Below are 14,815 nucleotides of genomic sequence, written 5' to 3'. Positions count from 1 at the left end.
TCAACCAGCGGGGGGGGCGAGCCGGCTCGACCAGGGGGGCGGGCCCGCTCAACCGGCGGTGGGGACCAGCTCAATCAACAGTGACGTGTCCTGATCTGTGGGATGCGTGGCCTGGACGCCACGGGCGGCGTCGGAAACGATGTCTGCATGACGCGATCGGTGCTGATTCTCGGGTTCCCCGGGGTACAAGCCCTGGACGTGACGGGACCGGCCGACGTGTTCACCACCGCGTCGTACGCCCTCGCCGACCAGGGCGCGCAGGTCCGCTACGACCTGCGGCTGGTGTCGACGACCGGTCTGCCGGTGGGCACCGGCGTCGGGCTGGAGTTCGTCGCGCAGCCGCTGCCCGACCCGGCCGAGCCGCTCGACATCCTGATCCTCCCCGGCGGCACCGGCGTCCACGACGCCTCCCGCGACCCCGACGTCGTCGACTGGATCCGACGGGCGGCGCAACGGGCACGACGCGTCGTCAGCGTGTGCAACGGCGCGTTCCTCGCTGCCGAGGCCGGCCTCCTCGACGGCAAACGCGCGACGACGCACTGGGCCGTGACCGGGTTGCTCGCCGAGCGGTACCCGTCGATCCAGGTCGACGCCGAGGCCCTGTTCGTGCGCGGCAGCGACCGGGTGTGGAGTTCCGCGGGCGTCACCGCCGGTATCGACCTCTCGCTGGCCCTCATCGAGGAGGACCACGGCACCGAGCTCGCACAGCTCGTCGCGCGGTGGCTCGTCCTCTACATGCGGCGGCCGGGCGGTCAGAGCCAGTTCGCCCCACCGGTGTGGATGCCTCGGGCCCGGCGCACGGCGATCCGCGAGATCCAGGAACGCATCGAGGCCGAGCCGGGCCGGGTGCACCGCGTCGACGATCTCGCCCGCGACGCGTCGATGAGCCCGCGTCATTTCTCCCGCATCTTCACCGACGAGACCGGTGAGGCGCCGGGCGCCTATGTCGAACGGGTCCGGACCGACGCCGCCCGCCGGGCACTCACCCAGAGCGACGACACGATGCCGGTGATCGCCACCCGGTGCGGGTTCGGGTCGGCCGAGACGATGCGGCGCACCTTCGTCCGCCGGCTCGGCGTGCCGCCCGATCAGTACCGCCGCACCTTCCGCTAGACGCACACCGAAGAACCCACGACCCGAAAGGCACCCATGACCCAGATAGCGATCGTCCTCTACCCGCAGTTCACCGCGCTGGACTTCATCGGCCCCTACGAGGTGCTGCGGGCACTGCCCGACACCGAGGTGAGGTTCGTCTGGCACGAACCCGGGCCGGTCGTCGCCGACTCGGGCGTGCTCGTCGTCGGAGCCACGCATTCGTTCGACGAGACCCCATCACCGGACGTTGTCCTGGTGCCAGGTGGTCCCGGTTTCCTGGCCGCCTCGCAGGACGAGAAGGTCCTCGACTGGCTGCGTGCCGTACGGCCGGGCGCCCAGTGGACGACGTCGGTCTGCACCGGCTCGATCATCCTGGCCGCGGCCGGTCTGCTCGACGGGAAGCCGGCCACGACGCACTGGTCGTCGATGGCCGGGCTGTCGCTGCACGGGGCGAAAGCGGTGTCGGACCAGCGGATCGTGCGCGCCGCGCCCGACGACGACCTGGTCACCGCGGCCGGCGTGTCCGCGGGCATCGACCTCGCGCTCTGGCTGGCCGAACAGATCGCCGGGCGTGCGCGCGCGGAGGCGATCCAGCTGATCATCGAGTACGACCCGCAACCCCACCTGGACTCCGGACATCGTTCCAAGGCGTCTGCCAAGACGATCGCGACGTCGACGATGCTGCTCAGCCGCGACGTCGACAAACCCGAGATGGTGAAGTCGAGCGTGCGTCTGTTGTGGGATCGCGCCCTCACGAAAGTGCGTTCCGGACGTTGAGCTCGACACGGTGCACCCGCAGGTGTCAGCGGGTGTCACCCGGAAACGGACTCGGGCGATGGTAGTTTCATCGCCATGACCAACAACCGCCTTGTCGCCGGAGCCGTCGCCGGGGTCGCCGGCATCCTGGTGGGACTCGGCGCGGTGTTCCTCGGCGGGTTCCTGGCCTCCGAGAACAGCCCGTCCACCGATCTGAACAACATCAGCCCGAACAACGGATTCGTCCAGGGTTCGGTGGACTACGGTTCGCGCGGCGGAGCCGGCGAGACCAACTGACACCTCGACGACGCCGCCGGTCCCGGCGTCTCCTGATCGACAGCAGCCGCAACTGAGTACCCCGCCTCCGCCACCGGATCAGTCCGTACTCAGCCGACGCGGTATCGCCGTCGTCGGCGCGATCTCGCTGCTGATCTGCCTGCTGCAGTCACCGGGCCGCATCGCCGCCGACACCAAACTCGACCTCACCGCGAATCCGCTCGGGTTCCTCGCGCGCGCCGCGCATCTGTGGACGCCGAACGCACCGATGGGGCAGGTGCAGAACCAGGCCTACGGGTACTTCTTCCCCCACGGGGCGTTCTTCGCCCTGGGTGACCTTCTCGCCGTTCCGCCGTGGATCGTGCAACGCCTCTGGTGGGCGGTGCTGCTCACCGTCGGCTTCGTCGGCATCGTCCGCCTCGCCGAGATGCTGCGGCTGGGCTCGCCCGCCTCGCGGATCATCGCCGCCACCGTCTTCGTGCTCAGCCCGCGGGTCCTGACCACCCTCGGCTCGATCTCGTCGGAGACCCTGCCGATGATGCTCGCCCCGTGGGTGCTGATCCCGGTGGTGCGGGCACTCGACACGCGGGCCGAGAACGCTGCCCCGCTGTGGCGGGAGGCCGCGCGTGCGTCGGCCGCGGTCGCGCTGATGGGCGCGGTCAACGCCGTCGCGACGCTGGCAGCGCTCGGCGTCGCCGCCCTGTGGTGGCTGCTGCACAGTCCGCGCGACCGACGCTGGTGGCGGTTCGGCGCCTGGACCGCCGCCGGCCTGACCCTGGCGTGCGCGTGGTGGCTCGTCCCGCTGCTGATCCTGTCGCGCGTGAGTCCGCCGTTCCTGGACTACATCGAATCGTCGCGGGTCACCACGCAGTGGACCTCTCTCACCGAGGTGCTGCGCGGGGCGAGTTCGTGGACACCGTTCGTGTCCCCGGAACGGGTCGCCGGGGCAGTGCTCGTCACCCAGCCCGCCGCGGTGCTGGCGACCGGGACCATCGCAGCCGCGGGACTCGCCGGATTGTGCATGCGGCACATGCCGTTCCGCGGCCGTCTCGTCGCGATTCTCGGCGTCGGCCTCGTCCTGATGTGCGTCGGCTACGCGGGTGAACTCGGGTCACCGGTCGCCGAGCAGGTACGCGTCTTCCTCGACGGCTCCGGCGCCCCGCTGCGCAACATCCACAAGTTCGAGCCGCTGCTCCGCATCCCGCTGGTCCTCGGTGTCGCACATCTCCTGGCGCGGGTTCCGCTGCCGGGGAGTGCGGGTCGCCGGGAGACGCTCTCCGCCTTCGCCCAGCCCCAGCGGTCGCGACCGGTCGCCGCGACGATCGTCCTGCTCGTCGCCGTCATCGGCGCCGGGTCGTTGATGTGGACCGGTCAGCTCGCGCCGGACGGTACGTACCAGGCGATTCCACGCCACTGGGAGCAGACCGCCGACTGGCTGGCCGAACACAGCGAACGCGACGACGGCGCCCCGCCCGCCCGCGCGCTGGTCGTCCCCGGCGCCCCGTTCGCCGACCAGCTCTGGGGGCTCACCCGCGACGAACCGCTGCAACCCCTGTCCGACACCCCGTGGGCGGTCCGCGACGCGATCCCGCTCACCCCGCCGGGCGCGATCCGCGCCCTCGACTCCGTACAGCGGGAGATCGCCGCGGGCCGTGGATCGCCCGGTCTCGCCACCACCCTCGCCGGGCAGGGCATCGGTTTCGTCGTCCTCCGAGCCGATCTCGACCCCGACACCTCGCGGTCGGCCCGCCCGCTGCTCGCGCAACAGGCGCTCGACGAGTCGCCCGGGCTCCGTCGCGTCGCCGAGTTCGGTCCGCCGATCGGGCCACCGAGCGTCCGAGGAGTGGTGCGCGACAACGGGCTACGGCCGCCGATGCCCGCGGTGCAGATCTACGCCGTCGGCGAACCGGGCACGCCGACGACCGGCACCGGTCCACGACTCGTCGACACCACCGGGCTCCCCCGCATTGCCGGCGGGCCCGAGGCGATCGCCGAACTGGCCGACGTCCGCGCACGCCAGGGACTTCCCCCGCTCGGACCCGTCGTGCTCGACGCCGACGCCCGCCGCGCCGGGATCGTCGACGGCCCGTTGATCGTGACCGACACACCCGCTGACCGGGAGACCGACTTCGGCCGCGTCGACGACCACAGTTCGGCGATCAGGTCGCCGTCGGACCCGCGTCGGACACAGAACGCCGTCGCCGACTACCCCGTCGACGGCCAACCACTGGTCCACGGGGAATGGTTGTTGGACAACGAGAGCGGCGAAGTCGAGGTGTCGACGTCGGGATCGGCGGCGGACGCGGTCCAGCCCGGGCAGACCTCGCCGGCCAACTCGGCGGCCGCGGCCTTCGACGGCAACCCGCAGAGCGCCTGGGTGAGCGGCGGATTGGAGACCGCGGTCGGACGATGGATGCGCATCGGTTTCACGACGCCGCGCACCGATCTCGCGGTGACCCTGACGACCGCGAAGGCGCTCGGACCTGACGTCACGAGCGCGCTGATCACCACCGAGGCGGGCAGCACGGTGGTCTCCGGTCTCGCTCCCGGCGAACCGGTCACCGTGACCGCCCCCAGCGGCCCCACCGGTTGGCTCCAGATCCGCGCGCTCCGCACCGACGACGGCACGGCGGGAAACCAATTCGCGCTCGGCGAGGTGACGGTCTCCGATCTGCGGACCGCGACGCCGTTGCGGATCCGCCACCGCGTGGTGTTGCCCGAACTCGAGGCCGGCACCGACGTGGCCCAGTGGGTGCTGTACCAGGAGCTGTCCGGGCGGGCGTCGTGCGTCTCCGACCCCGAGCGGCAGATGGCCAGGTGCGCACCGGGTCTCGCACTCTCGCCGGAGACGTCGGCGGTGTTCGGGCGCGCACTCTCGGTGCCGTCGGATGTCACCGTCTCCCCCACCGCGATCCTGCGACCCCGACCCGGCGATGCTCTGGACCGGCTGCTCGCCGAAGACGACCGGGTCACGGCGCGTGGGCCCCGCCCGGTGACCGATCCTCGCGGCGGGCCCGCGGCCGCCGTCGACGGCGACCCCGGAACCTCCTGGACCGCACCGGAGATCCCGGACGAACGGCCATCCCCGGCGCGCGACGCTCGAACAGATGACGACGCAGCAGCCGACGAGAACACTCCCACCCTGGTCTTGGACCTCCCGCGCGAACAGCGGGTCGAGTCGCTGACGATCGCCGCCCCGCGGGGGTATCCCGCGGCGCCCACCGAGGTCGCCGTCGACCTCGGGACCGGTGAACAGATCCGCGAGGTGGACGAGAAGGGCATGGTGCGACTCGATCCCGCGGTTACCGACCGCATCGAGATCACCATCCGCGCACAGTCCGACCTCATCGACGTCAACAGCCTCGGATTCGCCAGTCCCGCACCACCGGGAATCGCCGAGGTCCAGGTGTTCCCGTCGCCGGCGACCGGTACGGACGCCGACCGGATCGTCGAGATCGGTTGCGACGCCGGGATCGGTCTGACCGCCGCGGGTCAGGTCGTCCGGATGTCCGTGCGCGCCACCGCGTCCGAGCTGCGCAGCGGACGGCCGGTGGTCGGGCGCCCGTGCGGCGACGGCCGGCTCGTGCTGCCCGCCGGCCAGCAGGAGGTGTCGGTCAATCCCGGCGACGCCTTCACCGTCGACGCCGTCTCGCTGGTGAACGGTGATCCGGTCTCGGCGCCCGCGTCGACGTCCCCCGCGGTGACCGAGTGGTCGCCGGTGCGGCGCGTGGTGACGGTCGACGCCGGTGCGCAACGACTGCTCGTCGTGCCCGAGAGCACCAACCCGGGGTGGCAGGCGCACCTCGACGGCACGCAGCTACGGCCGGTCGTCGTCGACGGGTGGCAACAGGGGTGGGTCGTCCCCGCCGGTGCAGGCGGAACCATCGAACTCACCTTCCGATTCGACTCGCTGTACCGGTGGGCGCTGGTGATCGGGCTCGCGCTGATGGCGCTGCTGCTCGTCGCCGCGTGGTGGCCGTCGGCGCGTCGCACCCGGGCCGGTGAACCCGTCGTGGTTCCGTCCGGGCGCGGCAACGTGCTCGCCGCGGGGGGTGCGGTGTTCGCCGCGGCGTGGCTGGTGTCCGGCTGGTGGGGACTCGCGGCCGCCGTCGTGGTCGGCACCCTCGCCGCAGCGGTACCGCAGAAGACCGGCGTCACAATCACATTCGTGGCGATGATGACCGCGACCATCGGGCTGGCGGCCGGCCCCTGGCACGCCTCGGGCGGGTACCACGGGTCGCAGTGGTGGGTTCAGCTACCGGCGCTGGTGGCGGTGTCGATGACGGCCTGGCTGGTGTTCTGGTCGGCCGTCGACGACGGGCCTGATGACGACGGGCCTGACGACGACAAGGCGTCGGCCGCGTCGTGGCGCGAACGGTGGCGACGACGATTCTCGCGGTTGCGCAACCAGTTCCGGGCCGGCTCTTCGATGAAGGCATAGCTGGCCGCAGCGACGCCGATCGACAGCCCGAGGGTGATCACGAGCACCAGGAGGGTGTCGCCGCTGAACGGCACGATGCCGAACAGCGGGAAGACCACTGCCAGTATCGCGACGTGCCAGATGAAGATCCCGTACGACCACCTCCCGAGCGCGAGCATCACGCGTGAGGTGAGGATGCGGAACGGCCCGTCGTTGCAGACGAGCGGGGCGAGCAGCGCATATCCGCAGAGCGCGCCGAGAACCATCTTGGTGGCGAACTCGATCTCGGTGACCGCGCCGAGACCGGTCGGGCCGGCGATCCTGGTGCATGCCAGCGCGTAGGCGACGACGAGGACGCCCAGCATGAGCGGGCGGTTCGCGCTGAGGCGGATCGTGCCCGCCATCCAGCGGCCCGTCCCCGACGTGCCGGATGCAGAACCCGATTCCGGTTCACGTTCGAGGACTCCGGCGATCTCGGCCAGGACCAGACCCGCGACGAACCACGGGAGGTGGCCGAACACCCAATTCTTGGTCTCCACACCGTCGGCCACGGGCAGCGAGGTGCCGACCCAGGCCCAGCCGAGGCTCAGCGCACCGAGGAGGACGAGCGCCGGCACCCGCGCACGCAGACGGCTCCCGCGCAGCCGCAGGAGAGCGAAGCCGATGAGCGGCAGCAGTGCGTAGAAGGCGATCTCGACCGAGAGGCTCCACATCTGGGTCAGACCGGCGGTCAGTGTCAGCGGCACGAAGACCTGCGTGAGCGTGAGGTTCGCCAGCCAGACCTGCGCATCCGCTCCCTGCGCCTCGGGGAGCAGCAGGATCACCAGCGTCACCACGACCACGTAGGCCGGCCAGATCCGGACGACGCGGTGGCGGAAGTACCGCGGCACCGACGGATGACCGGTCCCGCGATGCGCGGCGTCGACCCACGGTCGCCAGAGCAGAAAGCCGGAGAGCGCGAAGAACAAGGCGACCGCGAGGTCGAGACGACCGAGGACCGGTCCCAGCACGGGGATCTCGACCGCGCGGGTCTGGAAGGCCACGTGCGTGACCAGGACCCCGATCGCGGCGATGGCCCGCATGCCCTCGAGCTGCGGATAGAACCGCCGGGCGGTAGCCGTTGCGGGCTCGGCGGTGGCGGGGCTGGTGGGGCCGGGGTCGGTGCTGGTCATGCTGCTGACAGGGTAGCCGGGAGGCGTTGCGTACCCTCGCCACCATGTCCTCGCCGTCCTCGTCGCACCCGGAGCCCCATCGCTGGTCGACGGCGGACCTCGCGGGACCGACGCTCATCTTCGTCGGCGCATTCCTGCTCGCGGTGACGATCGCGCTGCCCACCCTGCTCGTCGGCGGGTTCCGCACGATCCCGCTGAGCACCGACTTCACCACCGTCGCCGCGGCCGACGACGCGACGATCTTCGACCGATGCTCGCTGGAGACCCGGACGGCCCGTACCGTCGGCGCCGACCTCGTCCGGCAGCAGCGCGTCGTGGCGGTGCAGCCGTCCGACGAACACCGGGTGACGCTGCAGGCCGGTACGTCGATCCAGGCCGAGAAGCTGCGCATCGACGATCGCGAGGTCGACCCCGGTGATCCGCGCCCCGGTGTCGATGCCGATGACCCGGCACAACCGTGCAACGAGGCGACCGTGAATGCCATCAAGGATCGGGTCACGCTGGACCGGAAGAACGCGCTGCCCCGACTCGCCGCCCGCGGGGCGTCGGAGATCCAGTACGACAGCGGTCAGGCCGCGGTGCTCGTCCCGGACCGTCGCGGCGTCACCTATCTGCTGCCCTTCGACACGGCGACCGCCGACCGCGAGTTCTTCGACCCGATCACCCGCACCACCGTGCCGTTGGTCTACGACGGTGACACCGAGGTGCAGGGTCGCGACGTCGCACGGTTTCGCGCCGAGGTCCCTGACACCGACCTCGCCCGCGAAGCGCTGGGGCGACCGGTCGGCACGAATGTCTCGATCACGCGTCCGGCGTCGTGGTTCGGGTTCGGCGACTCGAGCCGGCCGTTGACCGCGAGCCTCCATCACCGGAGTTCGTGGGATCTCGCCGTCGACACCCGGACCGGCACGATTGTCGACGCCACGATCACCGTCGACGAGGCGTACCGCTTTCCCGACGGCATCCCCGGCGTCCCGACCGGCTTCGAATTGCCGCATCTGCGCGCGACTTTCGGCTACGACGACGACACGCAGGCCCGGATGACGGACCTGGCCGACGATCTCGCGTCCCCGATCCTGATCTGGGGCCGGCTCGTACCGATCGGCACCGCGGTCCTGGGCCTGGTGGCACTGGTGGCCGGATTGATACTGATCAACCCGGCCTGGCTACCCGCCCGGTTCCGGCGCCGGAGTGGCGCGGAAACCGTTGGCGGGCAACCGGAGTGACGGAGACCGGCGTCAGGAGGTCGACTCGGCGGCGAGCCTGCCGAGGGTGTCGTTCAGCTGGTGCTCGGTGACAAGCGGGAACTTGACCTTCTCGAGCAGCTTCTTGTCGGTGACCTTCGACCAGTCGTAGGTGTGGCGCACCAGCGTCTCGTTCGGACCCTGGGACTCCAACTCCCACAGCCATTCCCACCCGGGCGGCTCGGTGCCGGCGGGGGCGGTCTGCCATGCCAGCAGCTTGTCCTTGGCGTAACCGGTGACATGGTTGTCGGTCTTGTAGTCGCCGCCCATGTGGTCGCCCGACATGTTCATCGTGAACACGTCACCGACCTGCTGGATGCGATCGGCGTGGTCCACGCCGCGGATGAAACCCGAACCGTCGAGCGCCTGATGCCGTTCGGGATTGGAGAGGACGTCGAACACCGCGTCGACGGGCGCCTCGATCGTGCGTTGGACAGTGACCTGTGTGCTCTCGTTGTCGCTCATGACACAACACTGCCGAAACTTCGGGCACTCGGCAACGTCCGACCTCAACTCAGCGCGCGACCGCCCACGTCCCCAGCGCGGCGATCGTGGCGGCCACGGCCGCGGTGCCCGCGACCCCGACCACCGAGCCGGTGAGGGTGACGATGACCAGCACCTCGGCGCCCACGACCAGCCAGGTCCCGAGCGCCACGCGCGTCCGGTCGCGCGCGATCGCCGACAGCAAGACGACCTGCAGGACGGCGAGCGCGGCGCCGATGTAGGCGAAGAGCCACAGGATCGGCACCAAGGCGTCGTAGCCGTCCCCGAAGACGAACGGGACGACCGGGCCCGCCGCGCCCGCCAGCACGGTCAGGACGACCCCGATCCCGGCGACCACCGTCACCGCCTGACGCAACGAGGCCGACGACCGTGCTGGGTCGGCGAGACGCGGATAGAAGACGACGCCGATCGCCTGCGGGAGCCAGAAGGCCACCTTCGTCGCGATCGCGCCGAGGGCGTACACCCCGACCTCCTCGGCGTCGAGGACCCGGGGCGAGAGCAGCAGGTCGATCGACGACGCGACGATCAACACCAACTGGACCTGCGACGCGCGGACCACGCTGAGCACCCCGGCGGCTCCCGACGGCGTCCGCCCCGGCCGTCCGGACCGTGACATCGACCAGACCACGAGCCAGACGACGGCCGCCGACGCGGCGGCACCCAGCGTCCCGGCCAGCAGCCCACCGGCCGGTCCGGCTCCGGCGGCGAACGCCCCGATGATCGGGATCGATCGTGCGACTCCGACGACGGCCAGCACCCAGGACAGGGCCCGGAACTCGCCGCGCCCCTGCAGAATGCCCTGACCGGCGGCGATGAGCGCCAGCAGGGGCGCCGAGGCGAGTGCCGCGGCCGTCGTCGCGACGTCGGTGCGCAACAGCAGCGCGACCAGCGGGGTGGCGACGACGGTGAGTACGACGACCCAGCACGTCGTCACCACACCCAGCGCGCGGAGCCGTCCCTCGTCACCGCCGAGCACGACCTCCCGGGCGATCACGTTCTGCAGCGCCATCGCCGGCACACCCAGCACGAGCATCGCCGACAGCAGCACCGCGAACTCGCCGTATTCGCTGACGTCGAGGAAATGCGCACTCGCGACGAGGTGCACCACGTACATGCAGACGTTGGCCACCATCGACCCGATCGCCACCGACCCGACGGCGCCGACCGTGCCCGTCGTCCGGCGCGTCTGCTGCATGGACCAAGTGTGCCGACTACGCCGCCGCGGTCTCGCGCGGGGCGGGTACGAGGTACGCGTGCCGGGTTTTGCACGGGCAGTCGGGCATAGGCAACGATGGGAAGGCTGTTGCCGAACGCGGGTCCCCCCGATCGCGCGTGTCCACCGGACCGAGAGACCGTGATGTACGACGACAACCCCACCTACGACGCCGAGTCGACCGACATCGGTTCGCGCATCGACCCGGTGCTGGCCCGGAGCTGGCTGCTGGTCAACGGCTCCCACTACGCCAAGTTCGAGCCGGCCTCGCGTTCGCGCGCCGACATCGTCGTGCTGGACATCGAGGACGCGGTGGCTCCCAAGGACAAGGTCTCCGCGCGCGACAACGTCGTCCGTTGGCTCGGGCCGAAGGACGGCACCGCCGGCCCCGGCGCCGGAGACTGGGTTCGCGTGAACGGATTCGGCACACCGTGGTGGGCCGATGATCTCGAGGCGCTGTCGCAGACCGCCGTCGGCGGGGTGATGCTGGCGATGGTCGAGTCCGTCGACCACGTCACCGAGACCGCCAAGCGACTGCCCGGCCTGCCGATCGTCGCGCTCGTGGAGACCGCACGCGGGCTGGAACGCATCAGCGAGATCGCGGCCACCAAGGGCACGTTCCGTCTCGCGTTCGGTATCGGGGATTTCCGCCGCGACACCGGCTTCGGCGAGAACCCACAGACCCTGGCCTATGCCCGTTCGCGTTTCACGATCGCCGCGAAGGCCGCCCACCTGCCCAGCGCCATCGACGGCCCGACGGTCGGTTCCAGCGCGCTCAAGCTCAGTGAGGCGACCGCGGTCAGTGCCGAGTTCGGCATGACCGGCAAGATCTGCCTCACCCCGGGCCAGTGCGCGCAGGTCAACGAGGGACTGTCCCCCTCTCAGGACGAGATCACCTGGGCGCGCGAGTTCTTCGCCGAGTTCGAGCGCGACGGCGGCGAGATCCGCAACGGCTCCGACCTGCCGCGGATCGCGCGGGCGACCAAGATCCTGGATCTGGCCCGGTCGTACGGCATCACCGAGTCCGACTACGACGACGACCCGGTGCACGCCCCCGCACCCTCGGACACCCACCACTTCTGATCGGCTCGCCGCGGTGACCCCCCGACGACTGCTGCCGGTTCTGTACGGCACCGGTGTCGCTGCGGCCGCGGCGATCCTGGCACCGCTGCTGCCCGGCCTGATCGGGGCCGGCGACCGGTACCTGCTGTACCGCGATGCGGTGTCCACGCCGCGCACCCATGTCACGGACACCACGCTCGGGATCGGTGACCTGCCGCCTCGCGCCGTGCCGCAGGACTGGTTCCTCGCGATGGTGAGCACCGTCGTCGACGGCGGGATCGTCGTGCTGGCGGTCCTCGCCGCGGCCCTGGTCTGCGCAGGCGTCGGGTACGGACGTTTGGCAGCGCGCCTGGTCCCGGGCGGCGGGCGCACCGGCGCCGCGGCGGCAACGCTCGTCTCGGTGTGGAATCCGTTTGTCGCCGAACGTCTTCTCCAGGGCCACTGGAGCCTGCTGGCGGGTTATGCGGCACTGGGGTGGATTCTCGTCGCGATTCTGGATCTGCGTGGGCGCCCCCCGCTGGTTGAGCCGGCACCGAGCGAAGCCGCCGGGTCGAGTAAGCGACGAAGGAGCGCATCGAGATCGAGGAGCCGAGTCCCCCCGCTGGTTGAGCCGGCACCGAGCGAAGCGAGGAGCCGAGTCGAAGCCACCCGGCGACCGGACGCTCGAGCGGACACCGTCCGAATTCTGCAGTTGGGCGGGCTGTTCGCCGTCGCGGGATTGACACCTACCGGTTCCGTCCTGGCCGGAGTCGTGCTGGCGACGGCGCTCGTGGCCCGTCCGATCGCTCTGCGACCCACGATGGCCGTCGTTGCGCTCTGGCTCCTCAGCACCGTGCCCTGGTTGCTGACGTCGGTGATCTCCGACGCCCCGACCACGTCCGCGGCCGCCGGGGTGGAGGCATTCGGCCTGCGGTCCGAGCCGTGGCTCGGCCCCGTGGGTACGGCCCTGTCGCTGGGCGGGATCTGGAACGCCGACGCGGTGCCGGCGAGTCGGAGCATCGGGTGGGCCGCGGTGGCCACCCTCGGCCTGCTCCTCGTCGTCGCGGTCGGCGCCGGTCACCTGTGGCGTCGTCGCGCGGCGTCGGACCCGCTGGTGCGCGCCATCGCCATCCTCGCGGCGGTGACCGCGATCTTGTTGGTGCTGAGCACTTTCGGACCGGTCCGCACCGGCCTGGGGTTCGTCGTCGAGCACGTCGGTGGCGGCGGACTCCTCCGCGATACGCAGAAGTTCGCCGCACTTCTCGTCCCGGCTGTGGCGGTGTGTGTGGCAGCGGCCGTGGCAGCGGCGAGGCGTCGGGTCCCGTCGGGTTTCGCACTCGCCGCGGTCGCACTGCTCGCGGTCGCGCCGCTCCCCGACCTGGCGTGGGGGGTCGGCGGTGCGGTGCGCGCGATCGACTATCCCGACGAGTGGCGGCAGGTCGCCGAGATCGTGCCGCCGGACCGGGGTTCGGTCGCCCTGTGGCCTCCCGGCACGGTGCGTGAGTACCCCTTCGCGCGCGATCCGTCGCTCGATCCCGCCGCACGGATGCTGCGGGCGCCGGTCGTCGAATCCGGCGAACTCCGAGTGGACGGCAAGGTGATCGACCCGGCCGGGGAACATGCCGCAGCGGTGACGCGGGTGCTGGAGTCCGGCGGGTCGCCGACCGCTCTCGCCGAGCTCGGCGTCGGCTGGGTCCTGGTCGAGAATGGTTCTCCGCCTGGCCAACTCGCGGCCGCCGGACGGCTTGTGTTCGACGGGCCGGATCTGAGGCTGTATCAGGTGGGCGACGCGGCAGATCGCTCCGCCGACGCCACCGACCGTGCGATCGCCATCGGTGCGCACCTCGTATGGGCCGCGCTGCTCATCACCGGCCTCGTCGGTCTCGGCGTCGGTGTGATCAGCGGTGCGAGTCGGACAGCACGGCGTCGAACGTCGCCATGAACCCGTCGCAGGTCGCCGACCACGAGTAGCGGCTGGCCGTGGTCTGCGCGTTCCGGCCGAGTCGATGCGCCTCGTCCGGATTGTCGATGAGTTTCCTCGTTGCGCTGGCCAGTTCGTCGACACCGTCGACGAGGAGCCCGGTGCGCCCGTCGTCGATGGAGTCGGCGAGTCCGGCGGCACTGCGGTAACCGATCGTCGGGACACCGTGCTGGGCGGCTTCGACGACCGCAAGGCCCCATCCCTCCTTGCGCGACGGCATGAGGTGGACCCGGGCCCGGGCGAGCAGTTCGTGCTTGCGGCGTTCGTCGACGTGGCCGTGGAAGGTGACCGCATCGGTCACCGCGAGGTCGGCTGCGGCGCGGTGCAATTCGTCCGACCACCAGCCACCGCCGATGACATCGAGACGGGCGTCGACACCGTCGCGACGCAGCCGGGCGAGTACGGTCAACGCGTCCTCGACCTGCTTGTGGGGCACCAGCCGCGACAGCACGCAGAGTCGTACCGGCACACCGGGAGTCGACGCCCCGGTGCGCGCGGGCGCCTCGATACCGTGAGGTACCGGATCGATCCCGTTGCGCACGACCGCGATCCGCCCGGCATCGACCCCCAGCGCGACGAGTTCGGACTTCGACGGCGTCGAGACCGTGACGTATCGGTTGCGCCGATGGACGCGCGGCGAGACCCGCGACTCGAGGAACCACCCGATGTGGCCGAGCAGACGGCCGGCGACCGGCCACTGCTCGCGATGACAGTGATGGACGAGGACGACCGTCGGAGCCGGTGAGACGAGCGACGAGAAGAACGGGACACCGTTCTGGGTGTCCACGACGACGTCGGGGCGGCACCCCGACAGCGGGCCGAACCCGAGCCGGCCCGCGACGATGGTTGCGAGCATGAGCGGATACACGCTGATCCGTCCGCCGGCGCGGAAAAACCGCATGCCGTCCCGGTGCTCGTGGCGCAGCGACCCCGGGTACGCGGACGTGAGGAAGGTGACGTTCGCGCCGCGTCGAGCCAGTTCGGCGCCCACCCGTTCCAGGTAGGTCTCGCTGCCGCCGCCCTGAGGGTGGCGGGTGTCCCGCCAGCACAGGAGCAGGATGTTCGACGGTGTGCGCATGTTGTCCGTCAGCCTACCGACCAGGCCATGAGCGC

Annotated in this window: 10 protein-coding genes and 1 pseudogene; 7 read left to right on the top strand and 4 right to left on the bottom strand. The window is 71.0% G+C overall.

Annotation, left to right across the window (positions count from 1 at the left end):
- Positions 1 to 147 precede the first annotated feature (147 nt).
- The 4 genes and pseudogenes from Q9R39_RS10965 to Q9R39_RS10950 all read left to right on the top strand — a co-directional run.
- Positions 148 to 1,113, top strand: a complete 966-nt coding sequence (locus Q9R39_RS10965; RefSeq protein WP_311277474.1) for a GlxA family transcriptional regulator — start codon at positions 148 to 150, stop codon at positions 1,111 to 1,113.
- 36 nt (positions 1,114 to 1,149) lie between these two features.
- The gene (locus tag Q9R39_RS10960) at positions 1,150 to 1,872 is read left to right on the top strand and encodes a DJ-1/PfpI family protein (RefSeq protein WP_311277473.1); all 723 of its coding nucleotides are present in this window, start codon (positions 1,150 to 1,152) and stop codon (positions 1,870 to 1,872) included.
- Positions 1,873 to 1,947: 75 nt separating this feature from the next.
- Positions 1,948 to 2,148 carry a DUF2613 domain-containing protein gene (locus Q9R39_RS10955; protein WP_004023745.1) on the top strand — a complete coding sequence of 67 codons (201 nt, stop codon included), beginning with the start codon at positions 1,948 to 1,950 and terminating at the stop codon, positions 2,146 to 2,148.
- Positions 2,149 to 2,200: 52 nt separating this feature from the next.
- Positions 2,201 to 4,267 (top strand): annotated as a pseudogene (locus Q9R39_RS10950) (DUF3367 domain-containing protein); the annotation flags it as partial.
- Between the two features lie 2,111 nt (positions 4,268 to 6,378).
- On the opposite strand, the gene Q9R39_RS10945 reads toward Q9R39_RS10950, so the two are convergent.
- Positions 6,379 to 7,719: an acyltransferase gene (locus Q9R39_RS10945; RefSeq protein WP_311277472.1), complete on the bottom strand. Its 1,341-nt coding sequence runs from the start codon at positions 7,717 to 7,719 to the stop codon at positions 6,379 to 6,381.
- A 44-nt stretch (positions 7,720 to 7,763) separates the two neighbouring features.
- On the opposite strand from Q9R39_RS10945, the gene Q9R39_RS10940 reads away from it, so the two are divergent.
- The gene (locus Q9R39_RS10940) at positions 7,764 to 8,945 is read left to right on the top strand and encodes a DUF3068 domain-containing protein (RefSeq protein WP_311277471.1); all 1,182 of its coding nucleotides are present in this window, start codon (positions 7,764 to 7,766) and stop codon (positions 8,943 to 8,945) included.
- Between the two features lie 12 nt (positions 8,946 to 8,957).
- On the opposite strand, the gene Q9R39_RS10935 is transcribed toward Q9R39_RS10940, so the two are convergent.
- Positions 8,958 to 9,428 (bottom strand): SRPBCC family protein, encoded by a 471-nt coding sequence (locus Q9R39_RS10935; RefSeq protein WP_078113249.1) that lies wholly within the window; start codon positions 9,426 to 9,428, stop codon positions 8,958 to 8,960.
- A 49-nt stretch (positions 9,429 to 9,477) separates the two neighbouring features.
- The gene (locus Q9R39_RS10930; protein WP_311277470.1) at positions 9,478 to 10,662 is read right to left on the bottom strand and encodes a polysaccharide biosynthesis protein; all 1,185 of its coding nucleotides are present in this window, start codon (positions 10,660 to 10,662) and stop codon (positions 9,478 to 9,480) included.
- Positions 10,663 to 10,824: 162 nt separating this feature from the next.
- On the opposite strand from Q9R39_RS10930, the gene Q9R39_RS10925 reads away from it, so the two are divergent.
- Both Q9R39_RS10925 and Q9R39_RS10920 read left to right on the top strand, forming a co-directional pair.
- Positions 10,825 to 11,763: a CoA ester lyase gene (locus Q9R39_RS10925; RefSeq protein ID WP_058252230.1), complete on the top strand. Its 939-nt coding sequence runs from the start codon at positions 10,825 to 10,827 to the stop codon at positions 11,761 to 11,763.
- Between the two features lie 13 nt (positions 11,764 to 11,776).
- On the top strand, positions 11,777 to 13,663 hold the full coding sequence (locus Q9R39_RS10920; protein ID WP_311277469.1) for a hypothetical protein: 1,887 nt from the start codon (positions 11,777 to 11,779) through the stop codon (positions 13,661 to 13,663).
- Here the strand turns inward: Q9R39_RS10920 and Q9R39_RS10915 are convergent.
- A complete protein-coding gene (locus Q9R39_RS10915) occupies positions 13,620 to 14,780 on the bottom strand; it encodes a glycosyltransferase family 4 protein (RefSeq protein ID WP_311277468.1) in 1,161 nt (386 codons plus the stop codon). The two genes, Q9R39_RS10920 and Q9R39_RS10915, sit on opposite strands and share 44 nt — an antisense overlap.
- Positions 14,781 to 14,815: the final 35 nt, after the last annotated feature.

This window comes from Gordonia sp. AC31, from assembly GCF_031844505.1.
GTDB lineage: Bacteria > Actinomycetota > Actinomycetes > Mycobacteriales > Mycobacteriaceae > Gordonia > Gordonia hongkongensis.
Note: the sequence above shows the minus strand (reverse complement) of the source record. Positions and strands in the feature narration are given on the sequence as shown.